The following is a 19,556-nucleotide window of genomic DNA, read 5'->3' on the forward strand; positions in this document are numbered from 1 at the left end:
TCATGCCCCCCGCACGGCGCCGTGCCCGCCAGCTACGACCACGCGTCATGCCGCTCGAGGCGATCCGCCAGCCCGCTGTGCCCACGCTCCCGCGCGATCGAGGCCGGCGTGCGCCCGTCGGTCGCCAGCAGGTCCCGGGCGGCGCCGCACGCGACCAGCAGCTCCGTGATCCCGTCGTTGCCCCGCGACGCAGCCAGGTGAAGCGGCGTGTAGCCGTGCGCGTCCGGTACCGCGACATCACAGCCCGCCGCGACCAGCGCGGCCACGCACGCGGCGTCGCACCGCCCCGCGATTGCCGCGTGCAGCGGCGTGTTCCCCTGCGCGTTGTGGGCGCGGGCCCGCAGGTCCGCCCCCGCACGCACGAGCAGCGCCAACGCCCCCGCCGCCCCGACGAAGCCGGCCAGGTGCAGGGCGGTCCAGCCATCGGGGCTGCGCTCCTGCACGTCCACCGCGGCCTCGCGTAATCGCGCGGCCAGCGGCGCCACGTCGCCCAGTGCGGCGAGCTCGGGCAGCGTGAGTGTGACTCCGGCGGCGAGGGCGAGCGCCCTGTCGCGATCCCCGGTGTAGATCGCCATCAGCACATCGGATGGTGCGCCGGGTGCCGGCGCCGCGGAGTTCTCGGCCACGCTCTCCTCGTTCGGTTCAGTCCACCGGCCAGCTCACGGCCGCGGCATCGTCGCCGCGTGCCGGTTCGATCTCCGCCGGCTCATCGCCGCGCCGCTCGGCGGCGACGACCGCACGCCACCAGGCCGGCAGCCGCTCCACGCGCGTCGGCTCGACGGGCTGCCCCAGCATCGGCGTGAGCAGCTCGATGCCGCGCGATGGCGCCAGCGCGGTGAGCGTCTCGATCGGCTCGTCCCACGCATGCATGGCGAGGTTGAAGGTGCCCCAGTGGATGGGCATCAGCTTGCCGCTACCCAGCATCGCGTGCGCCTCGGCCGCATGCGTGGGGCCGAGGTGGATGTCGCCCCAGGCCGGGTGCCAGGCGCCGATCTCCAGCAGCACGAGGTCGAAGCGACCGAGCCGCTCGCCGATCTCGCGATACTCCGGTGTCAGGCCCGAGTCCGCACCATGGAACACCGAGTGCATGTCGCCGCGGAGGTGGAACGACGACCACGCGGTCGCGTTCCGGTCCAGCAGCGTGCGACCCGAGAAGTGCTGCGACGGCGTGGCCGTGACCACCACGCCGCTCGGCTCGAGGGTGACCTGCTCCCACCAGTCCAGCTCCGTGACCAGCTCCGGTGGCACCCCCCAGGCCTCGAGGTGCGCCCCCACACCCAGCGACGTGATGAACGGCACGTTCCGACGCCGCAGTGCGCGGATGGCGGCACGATCGAGGTGATCGTAGTGGTCGTGCGAGATCAGGACCGCATCGAGCGTGGGCAGCGCCGCGATGTTCACCGGTGGATGATGGAAGCGCCTCGGGCCGGCGAACGGCAGCGGCGAGGCGCGCTGCGCCCACACCGGGTCGGCGAGGATGCGCGCGCCATCGATCTCGAACAGCAGCGAGGAGTGCCCCAGCCAGGTCACGCGCAGCCCCGAGTCCGGGGCATGGCGCCAGCTGCTGCGCGGGTCGGCCAGCGGCAGCGGCGCGCCCGGCACGCGGCGTTCCCCGCCACAGAGGTAGTCCTTCATCGTCGGGACGGCCGTGCCCGGCTTGAGGCCGGCCTTCGCGCTGCTGGTGTTGCGAAAGACCCGCCCGTCGAATCGCGGCGAGGCATGCATCCGTTCCGCACGGAGCGCGCGTGCGGCGGCGGTGTCGCGGGACGCGGACATGGCGGCGACCGTCAGGTGCCGGGCACGATCGACGCGATGGTGAACGTCTGCGTACTCACGTACCGCGGGCCCGTGGCCGTGAAGCCGCCATTGGCGCCAGTGGGATCCACGCGGCTCACCTGCACCGTGTACGGCTGGCCCAGTTCGAGGGGCTGCGCCGGCACCTCGGTGGTGCCGCCGGGTGGCGGATTGGTGCCGTACTCGATGCCGGAGACGAGCGAATTGGTGGCGCTGCCGGAGATCGACCAGACGAGCGTCGGCCCCAGGCCACTGCCGGCGCTGGCCCCCTTGTACACGCGCAGGAGCTGTGCTCCCTCGGGCGTCCAGGAGAAGCGCACGATGGGCAGCGCCACGACTGGCGTGACGGTGATGACCGGCACCTGGGCCGTGTCGAAGTCGTCGCCGCCGCCACAGCCGAGCATCAGGGCAGCGGCCAGCAGCCAGGGTACGCGGCGCGCGGCCACGCGCCAGCGTGGACGGTCGGAGGGGCGGATGCGGAGGCTCATGCCACATTCTACCGCGCGACCGCACAAATCGGCACACGCCGTGCCGGGGAAACGGACCGGACGGTCACGCTCAGCGCCGGGGCGGGGCCTGCCCCCGGGGGAGTCCGCGTCGCCGGGGGCAGCCCGGTAGCTTTGCGCCATGACTCCTCCCGTCCGTACGACCCTCTGGCGCGTCCTGGGCATCCAGGTGGTCGCACTCGGCCTCCTCTGGTGGCTGCAAACCCGCTACACGAGCTGACCGCACGGTGCACTGGATCAACTGGGTCATCGTCGGCATCTACCTCGTGGTGGTGGTATTCGACGGGCTGCGCCGGACGCGGGGCACCACCAACATCGAAGGCTACTTCCTGGCGAACCGCAGCCTGCCCTGGTGGGCGGTGGGACTGTCGGTCATGGCGACGCAGCTCTCGGCCGTGACGCTGATCGGCACCACCGGCCAGGGGGCCACCGACGGGCTGCGCTTCGTGCAGTTCTACTTCGGGCTGCCGATCGCGATGGTGGTGCTGGGCGTGACGCTGGTGCCGTTCCTGCACGGCGCGAAGGTCTACACCGCGTACGAGTACCTCGAGCGCCGGTTCGACGCGAAGACGCGCTCGCTCACGAGCTTCCTGTTCCTGCTCTCCCGCGGCATGTCGTGCGGCACGATCATCGCGGCACCGAGCGTGGTGCTGTCATCGATCTTCGGGTGGGACATCGGCTGGTGCGTGGCGCTGATCGGCGTGCCGACGGTGATCTACACGGTGCTCGGCGGCGTGCAGGCGGTGGCGTGGGCGGACGTGAAGCAGATGTTCGTGATCCTCGGTGCGATGGCGGCGATAGTGGTGGTGCTGATCGTGCGGATGCCGGTGCCGCTGGACGATGCGCTGCACATCGCGGGCGCCGCCGGCCGCCTGCAGGTGTTCGACTTCTCGTTCGACCTGTCGAAGACGTACACGTTCTGGTCGGGGGTGCTGGGCGGCACCTTCCTGATGCTCTCGTACTTCGGCACCGACCAGAGCCAGGTCCAGCGGTACCTCGCCGCCCGGAGCGTGGACGAGGCGCGCAGCTCGCTGCTGATGAGCGCGTACTGGAAGATCCCGCTGCAGGCGATGATCCTGCTGACCGGCGTGCTGGTGTTCCTGTTCTACCTCTTCACGCCGGCGCCGATGCTCTACAACCCGCGCCAGAGCGCGCAGGTGCAGGCGAAGGAGCCGGCGGTGTATGCGGCGCTCGAGCGGCAGTACGCCGGTGCGATCGCCACCCGCCAGGCGGCGGCACGGGCGGCCGTGAGCGTCCGGAACACGGGTGGATCGGCCGACCAGGTCCGCGCCTCGCTGGACGCCTTCCGCGCGTCGCAGGCCGGCGTGGACTCGGTGCGCACGAATGCGCTCAGCACGGCGGCGCGCATCAGCGGCGAGTCGTCACGCGACGTGAACTTCATCATGCCGCGCTTCGTGCTCGACAACCTGCCGCTGGGCTTCGCGGGTGTCTTCCTCGCGGCGGTGCTGGCGGCCGCGATGTCGAGCATCGCGGCGGAGCTCAACTCGCTGTCCACGGCCACCGTGGTGGACTTCTACCAGCGCTGGTTCCGCAGGTCAGCCAGCGACGCGCACTACCTGCAGGTGTCGAAGATCTCGACCGCGATCTGGGGCGTGTTCGCCTGCGTGGTCGCGACCTACGCGGCCACCCTTGGCTCGCTGATCGAGGTGGTGAACCGGTTCGGCAGCTTCTTCTATGGCTCGATCCTCGGGATCTTCCTGCTGGCGATGATCCCGCGGGTGCGGGCACGCGGGGCGTTCATCGGGCTGCTCTGCGGGATGGTCGCCGTCGGCTCGGTGGCGAAGTGGGTGCCGAGCGTGAGTTTCCTCTGGCACAACCTCATCGGTGCCGCCGCGGTCGTGCTGATCGGGTATGTGCTGAGCCTGGGCGAGCCGGCATCGTCGCGTCCTGTCGACGGGCGGAGCATCACGTAGGGTCGGCAACGTCAACGGCGTGACGCAAAGACGCCCAGGGCGCGAAGGACGCGAAGGACGCAAAGGACTGCGGCCCTGCGCAGCCCGCGATGCCCGGCCCACACGACTGGCGAAGCACTCGAGGGGAACTGCAACAGCCACCGCAGTTCCCCTCAGGTTCGTTCCTTTTCGTGCGACAGGAGCGTCGCCGCACGCAGCGACCTCCTTGCGCCCTTCGCGCGCTTCGCGTCTTGGCGTTTCAGCAGTTCCGACCGCCGACGAAGCACCGACCTCCCTGTCCATCGAAGTCGAGCGCGACGACTGGCACCAGCGTTCCGGGCCCACGTTCAGGGAGCGTGACCGTGACGCCTGCTGGTGTGACAGCAGAGCTGAGACGCAGCGACGGATCCTCGAGCAGGACGGCGCGGCGTGGTGCGGTGCGCAGGCCCGGCAGCGTGAGCGCCCCGCCCTTCCACTCGTCGATGAAGAGGTGAAGGCGGTTGCCCTTCGCCGTGATGCGGACGGGGGCGTCCGCGAACGGTGAGGCGCGCGTGCCGTGGATGGCGCCGGGATTGCGCCGCATCCAGGCCGCGATCCCCTCCAGCCCGTCGATGCTCGGCTGCGGCACGCGGCCGTCGCCGTCGGGGCCGACGTTGAGCAGCAGGTTGCCCCCCTTGGACGCCGTCTCGACCAGCAGCTTCACCAGCGTTGGCACGCTCTTCCACTTCGGGTCGTCCTTCGCGTAGCCCCAGTTGTCGTTCATGGTCATGCACGACTCCCAGTCCACGCCGGGCATCCCTTTCTCGGGCACCATCAGCTCGGGTGTCGTGTAGTCACCGGCCCGGCGATAGGTGCTGCCAGGCGGGAGGTCGGTGGGGACGCCGACGTCGATGCGGTCGTTGATGACGACACCGGGCGCGAAGCGCCGGCAGAACGCCTCCAGCTCCACCGCCAGCGCGTGGGTCCAGGTGCTCTCCCACTGGCCGTCGAACCAGAGCACCGACACGTCCCCGTACTGCGTGAGCAGCTCGCGGAGTTGCGCCTGCATGAAGGTGAGGTAGCGCGTGAAGTCGGCACCGGTGGCGTCACGCTGCTCCCAGTCACGCCGCGGGAGGTAGTCGGGGTGGTACCAGTCCATGATCGAGTAGTACCACCCGAGCCGCAGGCCGTGGCGCCGGCAGGCGGTGGCCACGTCGCGTGCGATGTCGCGGCGGTACGGCGTGGCCATCACGTCGTAGGCGCTCACCGTCGAGTCGAAGAGTGAGAACCCCTCGTGGTGCTTGGTCGTGAAGACGACGTACTTCTGCCCTGCCGCCTTCGCCAGGCGCACCAGGGCGTCGGCGTCGAAGGCGGTGGGGTTGAACTGCGGGGCGAGGGCGATGTACTCCTCGTGCGGGATCTTCGCGTTGTTGCGCATCCACTCGTGCGAGCCGGTCATGCGCCCCTTCCATTCGCCACCGGGCCGGGAATAGAGGCCCAGGTGGATGAACATCCCGAACCGCGCCTCCCGCCACCACGCCATCCGGTCCGCCGCCGGTGCGTCCAGGCGCAGCCGGTCCCCGACCACCAGCGCGGCGGCGGCGGCACTCATTCTCGTCGCGAACTCTCTGCGGTCCATCTGCGCTCCTCGCTTCGTTCAGGCGCAATCTGAGATCTGGAACAGCATGACGCAAAGACGCAAAGAGCGCCAAGAGCGCAAAGCGGTCGGTGCGTTCGGCGACGTTCACCTCGCGCGAGAACGAAGGTACCTGAGGGGAACTGCGGTGGCGGTTGCAGTTCCCCTCGATTGTTTCGGCCGTTGTGCGGGCCGAGCTTCACGGGCTACGCAGGGTCGCACGTCTTTGCGTCCTTCGTGCCCGTTGCGCCTTTGCGTCATGCCGTTGCTCGTCCGATGCCGGGGACGAAGCGACGCTAGATCTTGTGCGTCGACAGCAGCAGTGAGGTTTCGGAGTTCGCGATCCCCTTGATCGTCCGGATGCTGCGTAGCGCGGCGTCGAAGGTCTCGAGCGTGTCGGTGCCGAGTTCCGCGACGATGTCCCAGCGTCCGTTGGTCGTGTGCAGGGCGCGGACCTCGGGGTAGCCGCGCAGCTCCTTGAGGATCGCGTCCGAGCGGTCTCCGTCGACGGCGATCATCATCACGGCCCGCACGCGGTGCGCAGCGGCTTCGGAGGTGGTGCGGACGGTGAAGCCGAGCAGCACGCGGTGCTCGACCAGGCGGTCGATGCGGTTCTGGACCGTGGCGCGGGAGACGCCGAGCAGCACCGCGAGCTGGGCGACCGAGAGCCGCGCGTTGTCGCGGAGGAGCGAGATCAGGCGGTGGTCGAGCGAGTCCATGTCTTGGCGGACAGCGGTGTCAGGGAAGGCGGAATCGACGAAAATGATCATTCCGCAATGCGGTAGTATACATTCTGGCATAATACTACACAAATCTGCCAACCTTGTGTACTTGTTGCCTACAGTGCCAACCGCGAGTCTTCCCGGCATGACGTATCTCGCCGGAAACGACACGCACCGCACCGCCCTGCTCGAGCGCGCGGCCCCTCGCGATACCGCACCGCTGACGGTCCAGCTCGTCGGCGTCCCGATGGACCTGGGCGCCAGCCGCCGCGGCGTGGACATGGGGCCCTCGGCCATGCGGCTCTCGACCCTCACGCCGCTCCTCGAGCGCCTCGGGCTCCAGGTGCACGACGCCGGCAACGTGCCGGTGCCGGACCGCAGCGCCATCGGCAGCACCCTCCACGCCCGGCTCGAGGCCATCCGGATCGTGTGCGCGGAGCTGGCCGGTCGCACCGCCGCCGCCGTCCGGGCCGGCGTGCAGCCGATCGTGATCGGCGGCGACCACTCGCTGGCCGCTGGCTCCGTCGCCGGCACCGCGACGGCGCTGGCCGAGCGTGGCGCGCGAACCGGACTGATCTGGCTGGATGCCCACGCCGACCTCAACACCCCCGCCTCCAGCCTCACCGGCAACATCCACGGCATGCCCGTGGCGCACCTGCTCGGCATGGGGGACGCGCGCATGTCCCGGCTGGCCTCGGTCTTCCCGGCCATCCGCCCCGAGCACCTCGTCTACGTTGGCCTGCGCGACGTCGATGAGGCCGAGAAGACGATGATCCGCGAGCTCGGCCTGCACGCCTTCACCATGCGCGACATCGATGAGCGCGGCCTGCGTTCGGTGATGGAGGAGGCGGTCACGATCGCCACCAGCGGCACCGGCGGCGTGCACGTCTCCTGCGACGCCGACTGGATCGACCCCGGTGAGGCCCCTGGCGTCGGCACGCCCGTGCGCGGCGGCGCCACCCTGCGCGAGGCCCACCTCGCCATGGAGATCATCCATGACTCGGGCGCCATGGTCGCCATGGACCTCGTGGAGATCAACCCCATTCTCGACCGGCAGAACCACACCGCCGAACTGGCCGCGGAGCTCATCGCGAGCGCCTTCGGCCGCCGCACCCTCTGAACCACGCCCGATCCACTCCCCTCTCCCCCGACGGAGGCGCTTCCATGTCCGACACCGCCACGATGCTCTCGGCAACCGACACGTTCATCGAGCGTGAGGAGGCGTGGGGCGCGCACAACTACCACCCGCTGGATCTCGTCATCGAGTCGGCGCGCGGCGCCTGGGTCACCGATGTTGAGGGCAACCGGTACCTCGACTGCCTGAGCGCCTATTCGGCCGTGAACCAGGGGCACTGCCATCCGCGGCTCCTGAAGACCTTCACCGAACAGGCCGCCCGTGTCACGCTCACGTCGCGCGCCTTCCGCAACGGGCAACTCGGCGCGTTCTGCGAGGAGCTGGCCACCCTCTGCGGCATGGAAATGGTGCTCCCCATGAACACCGGCGCCGAGGCCGTCGAGACGGCCATCAAGGCCGCCCGGCGGTGGGGGTACACGACGAAGGCGATCCCCGACGGACAGGCCCGGATCATCGCCTTCGAGAACAACTTCCACGGTCGCACCACCACCATCGTCGGCTTCTCGTCGGAGCCGGCCTACCGCGCGCACTTCGGCCCCTTCGCGCCTGGCTTCGTGCTGGTGCCGTTCGGTGACATCGAGGCCGTGCGCGCGGCCATGACCGCCGACACCTGCGCCGTGCTGCTGGAGCCCATCCAGTGCGAGGCCGGCGTGCTGCTGCCACCGGACGGCTTCCTGGCGGCGGTGCGGGAGCTCTGCACCGAGCGGAACGTCCTGATGATCGCCGACGAGATCCAGACCGGTCTCGGTCGCACTGGCCGCATGTTCGCCTGCGACCACGATGGCGTGACGCCGGACATGTACATCCTCGGCAAGGCGCTGTCGGGGGGCTTCTATCCCGTCTCGGCCGTGGTGTCGCGTCGCGACGTCCTCGGCGTGTTCGGCCCCGGCTCCCACGGCAGCACCTTCGGCGGCAACCCGCTCGGCTGTGCCGTGGCCCGGGAGGCGCTGCAGGTGCTGCAGGACGAACAGCTCGTCGAGCGCTCGGCCGACCTTGGCGCGTGGCTCCTGGCGCAGGTCCGCACGATCGTGGACCCGCGGATCCGTGCCGTGCGCGGGCGCGGCCTGATGGTCGCGATCGAGCTCGGCGAGCCGGCGCGACCGTTCTGCGAGGCGCTCAAGGCCCGCGGCGTGCTGTGCAAGGAGACCCACGACTTCGTGATCCGACTCTCGCCGCCGCTGGTCGTCTCCCAGGCTGACCTGGCCTGGGCCGTGGAGCAACTCCGGGCCGTGTTCGGGGACTGAGCCGGGCTGCGCTGCCGCCCCACGAAAATTGCTGGGATCGCCGACTTGCCGGTTACTGCGCATGCAGGCAAGCTACGGCAACCTACGAGGGGAATTTTCGCATCATGGCAGCGACAGACGTCTCCAATCCGCGCTACTACCACAAGGTCGTGGATTGCCAGTGGGCCTGCCCGGCCCACACCAACGTGCCCGGCTACCTCCGGCTGATCGGCCAGGGACGCTACGACGACGCGTACATGCTCAACCGCGAGTCGAACGTCTTTCCCGGGATCCTCGGGCGCACCTGCGACCGTCCCTGCGAGCCGGCCTGCCGGCGCGGGCGGGTGGACGAGAAGCCGGTCGCGATCTGCCGGCTGAAGCGCGTGGCGGCGGACAACCGCGGCGACATCCGCGACCGGCTGCCGGCCCGCGCCGAAACGAAGAACGGCAAGCGCGTCGCGCTGGTGGGGGCCGGACCGTCCGCCCTCACCGTCGCGAACGACCTCCTGCCGCTCGGCTACGACGTCACGATCTACGAGAAGCACGCGCAGCCGGGCGGGTTGATGCGCGTCAACATCCCGTCGTTCCGCCTGCCCGCGAGCGTGCTCGATGACGAGTGCGGCTACGTCATCGACCAGGGCGCGACCGTCCGGTACGGCACCGAGGTCACGAGCCTCACCGGGCTGCTGGCCGAGGGCTACGATGCCGTGTTCGTGGGCAGCGGCGCGCCCAAGGGCACGGAGCTCGACCTGCCGGGCCGGTGGGACGCCCCGTCGCAGGTGCACATCGGCATCGAGTGGCTCGCGAACGTGCACTTCGGCCACCTCACCGAGATCGGCAGGCGGGTGATCATCATCGGTGTGGGCAACACCGCGATGGACTGCTGCCGCACCGCGAAGCGCGTCGGCGCGACCGACGTGACCGTCGGGGCGCGCCGCGGCCGCAAGCACTTCAAGGCCTCGCCGTGGGAGCTCGAGGATGCCGAGGAGGAGCAGGTCCACATCATCGAGAACCACGCCCCGAAGCGGCTGGTGGTGGAGGGTGGTGTGCTGGTCGGCATGGAGTTCGAGCGGCTGTCGTGGACCGAGGATGCCACCGGCAGGCAGTCGAGCACCGTGATCGACACCGTGATCCTGCCCTGCGACGCCGTCATCCTCGCCATCGGGCAGGACAACGCCTTCCCCTGGATCGAGCAGGACTCGGGCGTGACGTTCGACCAGCGCGGCATGCCGGTGGTGGACCGGGTCACGCACCAGAGCACGAACCCGCGCGTGTTCTTCGGCGGTGACGCGGCGTGGGGCCCGGAAAACATCATCTGGGCCGTGGCGCACGGGCACCAGGCCGCGATCTCGATCGACCTCCACTGCAACCAGCAGGACGTGACCGACCGGCCGCCGGTGGGCATGACGCTCGTGAGTGCCAAGGTCGGCATGCACAGCTGGGCCTACTCCAACGACTACGACACCGCCTCGCGCGCGACCATGCGGCACGAGGAGCTGGTGGAGCGCTTCCGCAAGATCGACGTCGAGGTGGAGCTTGGCTTCACGCCGGAGCAGGCCGCCGAGGAGGTGGCCCGCTGCCTCAACTGCGACGTGCAGACGCACTTCACGTCGACGCTCTGCATCGAGTGCGACGCCTGCGTGGACGTCTGCCCGACGAACTGCCTCACCATCACCACCAACAGCAGCCCGGTCGACGAGCTGCGCCTGCGGCTCTCGGCGCCCGCCACGAACCTCGCGCAGGAGATCTACCTCTCGGATGCGCTGCCGCAGACCAAGCGCATCATGGTGAAGGACGAGGACGTCTGCGTGCACTGCGGGCTCTGCGCCGAGCGCTGCCCGACGGCGGCGTGGGACATGCGCACCTTCGACCTCAACCTCCCCTACGCCGGACAGGTGGCGCAGCGATGAGCGGGATCAACGACTTCGCGTTCAAGATCGGCACCGTCAACGGCACCGGCTCGGCCAGCGCCAATGCGCTGCTGATGCAGGCGATCTTCCGGATGGGCATCCCGGTCACGGGCAAGAACATCTTCCCCTCCAACATCCAGGGGCTGCCCACCTGGTACGAGATCCGGGTGAGCCGTGACGGCTACACGGCGCGCCCCTCGGCGGTGGACCTGGTGGTCGCACTCAACCCGTCCACCTACGCCAAGGACGTGGCCACGGTGCGGCCCGGCGGCTACCTGCTCTACGACTCGACCTGGCCGCTGGACCCGGACCTGGTGCGCGAGGGGATCACGATCCTCGGCATCCCCTTCGGCCAGCTCTGCGTGGATGCGTTCGAGGGCGACCGTGACCGCACCCTGCTGCGCAACATCGCGTATGCGGGCTCGCTGGCGGCGCTGCTCGGCATCGACATGGAGATCGTCGGCGGGATGCTGACGGAGAAGTATGGCAAGAAGCCGAAGCTGATGGCCTCGAACCAGAAGGCGATCCAGCTCGGCTACGGCTACGCGATGGAGCACTTCGCCTGCCCGCTGCCGTTCCACCTGGCGAAGATGGATGCCACGGCGGACTCGATCCTGATCGACGGCAACACGGCGAGTGCGCTCGGCTGCGTGTTCGCGGGGGCGACGGTCGGTGCGTGGTACCCGATCACGCCGGCGACCGCGCTGATGGAGGCGTTCAAGGGGTTCTGCGAGAAGTACCGGGTGGACCCCGAGACGGGGATGCACAACTATGCCATCCTGCAGGCCGAGGACGAGATCGCGGCGGCCGGGATCGTGATCGGGGCCGGCTGGGCGGGGGCGCGCTCGTTCACGAACACCTCCGGCCCCGGCATCTCGCTGATGCAGGAGTTCATCGGGCTCGCCTACTACACCGACATCCCGGCCGTCTTCTTCGACGTGCAGCGCTGCGGGCCGGCCACCGGCATGCCGACGCGCACGCAGCAGGCCGACCTGATGACGCTGGCCTACGCCTCGCACGGCGACACGAAGCACATCGTGCTCTTCCCCGCCGACCCGCACGAGGCGTTCGGCATGGCCGTCGAGAGCTTCGACCTCGCCGAGCGGTTCCAGACGCCGGTCTTCGTGGCATCGGACCTGGACATCGGCATGAACGACTGGATGGTCAAGCGGCTCACCTGGGACGACCGCTACCGTCCCGACCGCGGCAAGGTGCTCGACGCGGCGGCCCTCGAGGCACTCCCGCGCTTCTCGCGCTACGCCGACGTGGATGGCGACGGCATCGCGGCGCGCACCCTGCCCGGCGTCTCACCGAAGGGCGCCTACTTCGTGCGCGGCTCGGGCCACGACAAGCACGCCGCCTACACCGAGGACTCCGACGCCTACCTCGAGGTGGTGGACCGCCTGAAGCGCAAGTTCGCGCACGCGGCCACGATGGTGCCGGCGCCCGCGATCCACTCGCACGGCCCCGCCGACGTGGGCCTGGTGACGATCGGCGGCTGCGACGCCGCCGTGCGCGAGGCCGCCGACATCCTCCGGGCGCAGGGCATCGCGGCCGACGTGATGCGCATCCGGGCGTTCCCGTTCGGCGAGGCGGTGCGCGAGTTCATCGCCGGCCACGAGCGCGTCTTCGTGATCGAGCAGAACCGCGACGCGCAGCTCCGGTCGCTGCTCACGATCGAGCTCTCGGTCGACCCCAACACCCTCACCTCGATCCTCGACTACGGCGGCATGCCGCTCACCGCGAAGGTGGTGGTGGATGCCGTCAGTGCACACCTGGCCGGAGTGACCGCATGACCTCGATCGCAAAGCCGCCGGTACGGCACCCGAGCTCGCGCACCAACGGCCGCGGGCTGGCGCTCCGTGACTACGAGGGCGCGATGTCCACGCTCTGCGCCGGCTGCGGGCATGACTCCGTGACCGCCGCGCTGGTGCAGGCGGCGTGGGAGCTGGAGCTGGAGCCGCATCGCGTGGGCAAGATGAGCGGCATCGGCTGCTCGTCGAAGACCACCGCCTACTTCATGAAGCAGTCGCACGGCTTCAACTCGGTGCACGGGCGCATGCCGAGCGTGACGTCGGGGGCGGCGGCGGCGAACCGCTCGCTCACGTACATCGGCATCTCCGGCGACGGCGACTCGCTCTCGATCGGCTTCGGGCAGCTCTCGCACGCCATCCGCCGCAACGTGGACATGCTCTACGTGATCGAGAACAACGGCGTCTACGGCCTGACGAAGGGCCAGTTCTCGGCCTCGGCCGACATCGGCTCGCTGTCGAAGAAGGGCGAGGCGAACGAGCAGGCGCCGATCGACCCGGTGCTGCTGGCGCTGACCCTCGGCGCGACCTTCGTGGCGCGCTCCTTCTCGGGCGACAAGAAGCAGCTCGTGCCGATCCTCAAGGCCGGACTCGCACACAACGGGCTGGCACTGGTGGACGTGATCTCGCCCTGCGTGTCGTTCAACGACCACGAGGGCAGCACCAAGAGCTACTCCTTCACCCGCGACCATGAGGTGGAGGTCGTGCAGACCGACTTCGTGCCGCTGCAGCGCGAGATCACGGTGCCGGAGACCGATGCCCACGTGCGGGTGGTGCAGATGCACGACGGATCGAAGGTCCGGCTGCGCGCGACGCAGGCGGACTACGATCCCACCAACCGTGAGTCGGCCTATGCCTACGTGCGCGACTGCCAGCTGCGCCACGAGCTCGCCACCGGGCTGCTGTTCGTGGACGAGGGCGGGCGCAGCATGCACGAGATGCTGCGCACGGTGGAGAAGCCGCTGATCGACGTGCCGTACGAGGAACTGTGCCCGGGCAGCGCGGCGCTCGACGCCCTCATGCGACGCTTCCGGTAACGCCGGTGCGGACGGCAGACGACGAAGTCGACACGCTTCGCGACCTGCTGTCCGGGGCGGAGGCGGGATCGACGCCGCTGCTGCCGCTGCTGCAGGCGGTGAAGCAGCGGGTGGGCCATGTCTCGCCGGGCGCCATCCGCATGGTCGCCCAGGCGCTGAACCTGTCGCGCGCCGAGGTCCACGGTGTGGTGAGCTTCTACGGCGACCTGCGCGAGGCGCCGGTGGGGCGCCACGTCGTCCAGGTCTGCATGGCGGAGGCCTGCCAGTCGGTGGGCTGCCGCGCGCTGATGCGGCACGCCGCGCAGGCGCTCGGCGTGTCGGCCGGCACCACCACGTCCGATGGACGGGTGCACCTCGAGGCGGTGTACTGCCTCGGGAACTGCGCCCTCGGGCCGGCAGTGCGCATCGGCGACCGGGTGCATGGCGCCGTGACACCGGCCCGGTTCGATGCGCTCATCGCCCAGCTCGGAGGCACGGCGTGAGCACGGTGCTGTTCCTGCCGGCCGACACCGGTGCCGTCTCGGTCGGTGCCGACGACGTCGCGGCGGCAATCGAGGCGTGCAGCATCTCGCAGGCGCTCGATGTGCGGATCGTGCGCACCGGCTCCCGCGGGGCGTACTGGCTCGAGCCACTGCTCGAGGTGGCGACGCCGGCGGGGCGCATCGGGTTCGCGAACCTGTCCGCCGGCGACGTCCCCGCACTCTTCGCGGCCGGCGTGCCGACCGGCGCTCACCCCTCGTGCCTCGGCCTGGTGGACGCGCTGCCATGGCTGCGGCAGCAGCAGCGCCTGACCTTCGCCAGGGCCGGCATCATCGACCCGCTCTCGCTCAGCGACTACCGCGACACCGGCGGGTTGGCCGGCCTGGAACGCGCGCGCGCGCTCGCGCCGCAGGCCATCATCCACGAGGTGGTCGCGTCGGGGCTGCGCGGCCGTGGCGGTGCGGCGTTTCCCGCGGGGCTCAAGTGGCAGACCGTGCACGACACGCCCGCGGCGGTGCGTTACGTCGTCTGCAATGCAGACGAGGGGGACTCGGGCACGTTCGCGGACCGGCTCCTCATCGAGGCGGATCCGATGCAGCTCATCGAGGGGATGGCCATCGCGGCACGCGCCGTCGGCGCCGCGCAGGGGTTCATCTACCTCCGCTCGGAGTATCCGCTGGCGGCGCGCACCCTCGACCGCGCACTCCACGTGGCGCGCGAGGCAGGCGTGCTCGGCGACGGCTTCGACATCGCGGTGCGGCTCGGTGGGGGCGCCTACATCTGCGGCGAGGAGACGGCGCTCCTGGAGAGCCTGGAGGGCCGGCGCGGCGTGGTGCGCGCGAAGCCGCCGCTGCCGGCCCGGGAGGGACTGTTCGGCCAGCCGACGGTGATCAACAACGTGCTCACGTTCGCTGCCGTGACGGAGGTGCTGGCGCGCGGCGGCGCGGCGTATGCGGGCCACGGTGTGGACCGGTCACGGGGGACGATGCCCTTCCAGCTCGCCGGCAACGTGACGCGTGGCGGATTGGTGGAGGTGCCGTTCGGCATCACGGTGCGGGCGCTGGTGGAGGGTTTCGGCGGGGGCTGTGCCAGCGGGCGCCCGATGAAGGCCGTGCAGGTGGGCGGGCCACTCGGCGCGTACCTGCCCGAGTCGCAGTGGGATGCCCCGCTGGCGTACGAGTCGATGGCGGCGATCGGCGCCATGCTTGGCCACGGTGGCGTGGTGGTGTTCGACGACACGGCCGACATGGGCGAGCAGGCGCAGTTCGCGATGGAGTTCTGTGCCCACGAGTCGTGCGGCAAGTGCACCCCCTGCCGGATCGGCTCGACGCGCGGCGCCGAGGTGATCGGCCGCCTGCGCCGCGGTGAGTCGGTCGCGGCCAGTCGCGCGCTCCTCGATGACCTCTGCGAGACGATGGAACTCGGGTCGCTCTGCGCGCTCGGTGGCCTCACCCCGATGCCGGTGCGCAGCGTGCTGCGGTACTTCGGGCACGAGCTCGTGCCTGCCATGCCAGCGCCACTGGGCGAGGAGGTCCCCGCATGACACTGCTCCGGAACGCCGATGCCCCGCGCCGCGACCTTGGCACGCCAGCGGTGACGGCCGACGCCGGCCGCGTGTGCCTCACCATCGATGGCATCGCGGTGGAGGTGGCCGCCGGCACCTCGGTGATGCGCGCCGCACGCGAGGCCGGCATTGGTGTCCCGAGCCTCTGCGCCACCGACTCGCTGCGCCCGTTCGGGTCCTGCCGACTTTGCGTGGTGGAGATCGCGGGCCGGAAGGGGCTGCCGGCGTCATGCACCACGCCCGTGGAGGCGGGGATGGTCGTGCGCACGCAGGGCGACACCGTGGCGCGGGTGCGCCGGAACGTGATGGAGCTCTACATCTCCGACCATCCGCTGGACTGCCTCACCTGCGCGGCGAACGGGGATTGTGAGCTGCAGGACATGGCCGGTGCGGTGGGGCTGCGCGAGGTGCGCTACGGCACCGATGGCGCCAACCACCTGGCGGCGCCCACCGATGCCTCCAACCCGTACTTCACGTTCGACGCCTCGAAGTGCATCGTGTGCGCGCGCTGCGTGCGCGCCTGCGAGGAGGTCCAGGGGACCTTCGCCCTCACGATCGCGGGGCGCGGCTTCGGGGCAACGGTGCACGCCGGCATCGGCGAGACGTTCCTCGGCTCCGAGTGTGTCTCGTGCGGAGCGTGTGTGCAGGCCTGCCCCACCGCCACGCTCACCGAGAAGAGCGTGATCGAGTCCGGGCAACCGGACCGCGTGGTGCGGACCACCTGCGCCTACTGCGGCGTGGGCTGCTCGTTCCGCGCCGAGGCGAAGGGCAACGAGGTGGTGCGGATGGTGCCGGACATGGATGGCGGCGCGAACGAGGGTCATTCGTGCGTGAAGGGACGCTTCGCGTGGGGCTACGCCACCCATCGCGACCGTGTCCTGCACCCGATGATCCGGGAGCAGATCACCGATGCGTGGCGCACGGTGAGCTGGGACGAGGCCATCGCCCATGCAGCGGCGCGGTTCCGCGCCATCCAGGCGGCGCACGGCGTCGGGGCGATCGGCGGCGTGTCGTCGTCACGCTGCACCAACGAGGAGGTGTACGTGGTGCAGAAGATGGTCCGCACCTCGTTCCGCAACAACAACATCGACACCTGTGCGCGCGTCTGTCACTCCCCCACCGGCTACGGCCTGAAGCAGACCTTCGGCACCTCGGCCGGTACGCAGGACTTCCGCTCGGTGGCCAGCGCCGACGTGATCGTCGTGATCGGCGCCAACCCCACCGATGCCCATCCCGTCTTCGCCGCGCGCATGAAGAAGCGGATCCGGCAGGGCGCGAAGCTGATCGTGATCGACCCGCGCCGGATCGACCTGGTGCGGAGCCCGCATGTGCGTGCCTCGCACCACCTGGCGCTCAGGCCCGGCACCAACGTGGCCGTGATCAACGCGCTCGCCCACGTGATCGTGACCGAGGGGCTGGCCAACGCGCAGTTCGTGGCCGAGCGGTGCGACGACGCCTCGTTCGCGATGTGGAAGGCCTTCATCACGCAGCCGGAGCAGGCACCGGAGGCCACCGAGGGGATGACCGGGGTGAGCGCTCCCGAGCTGCGCCGCGCGGCGCGCCTCTACGCCGGTGCCCGCAACGCCGCCATCTACTATGGCCTGGGTGTCACGGAGCACAGCCAGGGCAGCACGATGGTCATGGGCATCGCCAACCTGGCGATGGTGGCCGGCCACCTGGGACGGGATGGCGTGGGCGTGAGCCCGCTGCGCGGCCAGAACAACGTGCAGGGCGCCTGCGACATGGGCTCGTTCCCGCACGAGTTGCCGGGCTACCGTCACATCTCCGATGATGACACGCGCGGCTCGTTCGAGCGGGCGTGGCAGGTGCACCTCGACGACGAGCCCGGGCTGCGAATCCCGAACATGCTGGCCGGGTCACTCGCCGGACAGTTCCGCGGGCTCTTCATCCAGGGGGAGGATCTCGCGCAGAGCGACCCCGACACGCAGCACGTGACCGCGGCACTGCGTGCCATGGACTGTGTGGTGGTGCAGGACCTGTTCCTCAACGCGACGTCGAAGTACGCGCATGTCTTCCTGCCCGGCACGGCGTTCCTGGAGAAGGACGGCACGTTCACGAACGCCGAGCGCCGGATCAATCGCGTGCGGCCGGTGATGCCGCCGCGCAGCGGGATGGCGGAGTGGGAGGCCGTCTGCCGCCTGGCGACGGCGATGGGCTACCCGATGTCGTATCCCGACGCCTCGGCGATCATGGACGAGATCGCGGCGCTGACCCCGACCTTCGCCGGCGTGTCGTTCGCGCACCTGGACCGCGTCGGGAGCGTGCAGTGGCCCTGCACCGCCGCCACCCCGCTCGGCACCCGCATCATGCACGAGGCGGGGTTCGTGCGTGGCAAGGGTCGGTTCATGATCACGCAATACGTGCCCACCGACGAGAAGTCCACGCGGCGCTTCCCGCTGCTGCTCACCACCGGGCGCACGCTCACGCAGTACAACGTGGGCACACAGACACGCCGGACGAAGAACAGCACCTGGCATCCCGAGGACCTGCTCGAAATCCACCCGCACGATGCCGAGCTGCGTGGCATCGGCGACGGCGACCGCGTGCGGCTCGCCAGCCGGAAGGGGTCGATCACGCTGCACGCGGCGGTGACCGAACGGGTGCCGGCCGGCGTCTGCTACACCACCTTCCACCACCCCGAGGCCGCCGCCAACGTCATCACCACCGAGTTCTCCGACTGGGCCACCAACTGCCCCGAGTACAAGGTGACGGCGGTCGAAGTGAGTCCGCTGGACTGAGATGACCATCCCCGAGCCGCCGGCGCTGCCGGGAGCGGAACTGCGCCGCGTGCAGGCCGGCGACACCGGTCATGCCGAGACGTGGGGTATCGCCGTGGAATCGCCGGTCCAGATCACGATCAACGGGAATCCGTGGACCGTGCAGCTGGCCACGCCGGCGGACCTCGCCGACCTCGCGATCGGCCTCGCGGTCACGGAACGCCTGATCCCCGACGCCGGCGCCGTGCGCGAGGTGCAGGTCTCCACCTTCCTGCAGGATGTGACCGTGGACCTCCGTGTGGACGAGGCCCGCCTCGACCGCAGTGCCATGCCGGTGCGCGCGATGCCGGCCGGCACCGCCTGTGGCCTCTGCGGCCTGGAATCGCTGGCCGCACTCCACGCGCGCCAGGACCGCTCCCGTACCGAATCCCCGCAAACCGGTGACAGTGCACTCATTCCCGACATCGGTGACAGTGCACTCGATCGCGCCTTCGCGGAGCTGCCCGGCCTCCAGCCGCTCAATGCCCGCACCCGGTCCGTGCACGCCGCGGCGTGGTGTGCACCGGACGGTGCGATCCTCCTGGTGCGCGAGGACGTCGGCCGCCACAACGCCCTCGACAAGCTGGTGGGCGCCCTCGCGCAGTCCGGGCGCCTGTCACAGCCAGGCTTCGTCGTGATGTCCAGCCGCTGCAGCTTCGAGCTGGTGCAGAAGGCCTCGGTGACGGGGGCACGGCTGCTGGCCACCGTCTCCGCCCCGACGAGCATGGCCCTGCAGTGGGCGGAGGCGCTCGGGCTGCCGCTCGCCTGCCGCGCCGGTGGCAACGGTGTGCGCCGCTTCGTGCGATTCCGCCGCGGGGACGCCGGTGCGCCCTGACGACCTGGCACGGATGGCCAACCAGATTGCGCAGTACTTTTCCGCGTACCCTGACCCGGAGTCGGTCGACGGGGTGCGCGATCACCTGCAGAAGTTCTGGGATCCACAGATGCGGCGCGACCTGCTCGCGATTGCGGACCGCCACGCCGCAGCGGGCGAAGGCGCGATCGCGCTGCACCCCCTGGTGGTCCGCGCCCTCCGACCCCCGGGCGCCGACACTTCCTCGTGAGCCAG

Annotated in this window: 16 protein-coding genes; 11 read left to right on the forward strand and 5 right to left on the reverse strand. The window is 70.2% G+C overall.

The features are described from left to right. Nucleotides 1-32 precede the first annotated feature (32 nt). Genes IT355_02040 through IT355_02050 form a run of 3 tightly spaced genes read right to left on the reverse strand, consistent with a single transcriptional unit; the run spans nucleotide 33 to nucleotide 2,282 of the window. The gene (locus tag IT355_02040; GenBank protein ID MCC7052017.1) at nucleotides 33-626 is read right to left on the reverse strand and encodes an ankyrin repeat domain-containing protein; all 594 of its coding nucleotides are present in this window, start codon (nucleotides 624-626) and stop codon (nucleotides 33-35) included. 16 nt (nucleotides 627-642) lie between these two features. Beyond that, nucleotides 643-1,776, reverse strand: coding sequence for an MBL fold metallo-hydrolase (locus tag IT355_02045; GenBank protein MCC7052018.1), 1,134 nt, complete (start codon nucleotides 1,774-1,776; stop codon nucleotides 643-645). Nucleotides 1,777-1,787: 11 nt separating this feature from the next. Continuing rightward, the gene (locus tag IT355_02050) at nucleotides 1,788-2,282 is read right to left on the reverse strand and encodes a hypothetical protein (protein ID MCC7052019.1); all 495 of its coding nucleotides are present in this window, start codon (nucleotides 2,280-2,282) and stop codon (nucleotides 1,788-1,790) included. Between the two features lie 245 nt (nucleotides 2,283-2,527). Here IT355_02050 and IT355_02055 point away from each other — a divergent pair, with 245 nt between their 5' ends. Further along, entirely contained in the window at nucleotides 2,528-4,234 is a 1,707-nt protein-coding gene (locus IT355_02055; GenBank protein ID MCC7052020.1) for a sodium:solute symporter, read from the forward strand. A gap of 238 nt (nucleotides 4,235-4,472) precedes the next feature. Here IT355_02055 and IT355_02060 read toward each other — a convergent pair whose 3' ends face one another. After that, nucleotides 4,473-5,831 carry an alpha-L-fucosidase gene (locus IT355_02060; protein ID MCC7052021.1) on the reverse strand — a complete coding sequence of 453 codons (1,359 nt, stop codon included), beginning with the start codon at nucleotides 5,829-5,831 and terminating at the stop codon, nucleotides 4,473-4,475. 293 nt (nucleotides 5,832-6,124) lie between these two features. Beyond that, complete coding sequence (locus IT355_02065) at nucleotides 6,125-6,547, reverse strand: Lrp/AsnC family transcriptional regulator (GenBank protein MCC7052022.1); 423 nt, start codon at nucleotides 6,545-6,547, stop codon at nucleotides 6,125-6,127. A gap of 148 nt (nucleotides 6,548-6,695) precedes the next feature. On the opposite strand from IT355_02065, the gene rocF reads away from it, so the two are divergent. The 10 genes from rocF to IT355_02115 all read left to right on the forward strand — a co-directional run bounded on the left by rocF (nucleotide 6,696) and on the right by IT355_02115 (nucleotide 19,551). Then, nucleotides 6,696-7,670, forward strand: a complete 975-nt coding sequence (gene rocF / locus IT355_02070) for an arginase (GenBank protein ID MCC7052023.1) — start codon at nucleotides 6,696-6,698, stop codon at nucleotides 7,668-7,670. Nucleotides 7,671-7,732: 62 nt separating this feature from the next. Beyond that, nucleotides 7,733-8,929 carry an ornithine--oxo-acid transaminase gene (gene rocD / locus IT355_02075; GenBank protein ID MCC7052024.1) on the forward strand — a complete coding sequence of 399 codons (1,197 nt, stop codon included), beginning with the start codon at nucleotides 7,733-7,735 and terminating at the stop codon, nucleotides 8,927-8,929. A gap of 104 nt (nucleotides 8,930-9,033) precedes the next feature. Next, the gene (locus IT355_02080; protein MCC7052025.1) at nucleotides 9,034-10,818 is read left to right on the forward strand and encodes an FAD-dependent oxidoreductase; all 1,785 of its coding nucleotides are present in this window, start codon (nucleotides 9,034-9,036) and stop codon (nucleotides 10,816-10,818) included. Further along, nucleotides 10,815-12,614 (forward strand): 2-oxoacid:acceptor oxidoreductase subunit alpha, encoded by a 1,800-nt coding sequence (locus tag IT355_02085; GenBank protein MCC7052026.1) that lies wholly within the window; start codon nucleotides 10,815-10,817, stop codon nucleotides 12,612-12,614. The genes IT355_02080 and IT355_02085 overlap by 4 nt, the downstream gene beginning before the upstream one ends. Further along, nucleotides 12,611-13,666, forward strand: coding sequence for a 2-oxoacid:ferredoxin oxidoreductase subunit beta (locus IT355_02090; protein MCC7052027.1), 1,056 nt, complete (start codon nucleotides 12,611-12,613; stop codon nucleotides 13,664-13,666). Before IT355_02085 ends, IT355_02090 begins: the two co-directional genes overlap by 4 nt. A gap of 5 nt (nucleotides 13,667-13,671) precedes the next feature. Then, the gene (locus IT355_02095) at nucleotides 13,672-14,148 is read left to right on the forward strand and encodes an NAD(P)H-dependent oxidoreductase subunit E (GenBank protein MCC7052028.1); all 477 of its coding nucleotides are present in this window, start codon (nucleotides 13,672-13,674) and stop codon (nucleotides 14,146-14,148) included. A gap of 5 nt (nucleotides 14,149-14,153) precedes the next feature. Further along, complete coding sequence (locus tag IT355_02100; GenBank protein MCC7052029.1) at nucleotides 14,154-15,689, forward strand: formate dehydrogenase; 1,536 nt, start codon at nucleotides 14,154-14,156, stop codon at nucleotides 15,687-15,689. Then, entirely contained in the window at nucleotides 15,686-18,469 is a 2,784-nt protein-coding gene (fdhF, locus tag IT355_02105) for a formate dehydrogenase subunit alpha (GenBank protein MCC7052030.1), read from the forward strand. The genes IT355_02100 and fdhF overlap by 4 nt, the downstream gene beginning before the upstream one ends. A 1-nt stretch (nucleotide 18,470) precedes the next feature. Then, nucleotides 18,471-19,322 (forward strand): formate dehydrogenase accessory sulfurtransferase FdhD, encoded by an 852-nt coding sequence (locus IT355_02110; GenBank protein ID MCC7052031.1) that lies wholly within the window; start codon nucleotides 18,471-18,473, stop codon nucleotides 19,320-19,322. Continuing rightward, entirely contained in the window at nucleotides 19,312-19,551 is a 240-nt protein-coding gene (locus IT355_02115; GenBank protein MCC7052032.1) for a formate dehydrogenase subunit delta, read from the forward strand. Before IT355_02110 ends, IT355_02115 begins: the two co-directional genes overlap by 11 nt. The last annotated feature ends 5 nt before the right edge of the window (nucleotides 19,552-19,556 follow it).

The sequence above is a fragment of the Gemmatimonadaceae bacterium genome (assembly GCA_020851035.1).
Lineage (GTDB): Bacteria > Gemmatimonadota > Gemmatimonadetes > Gemmatimonadales > Gemmatimonadaceae > JACMLX01.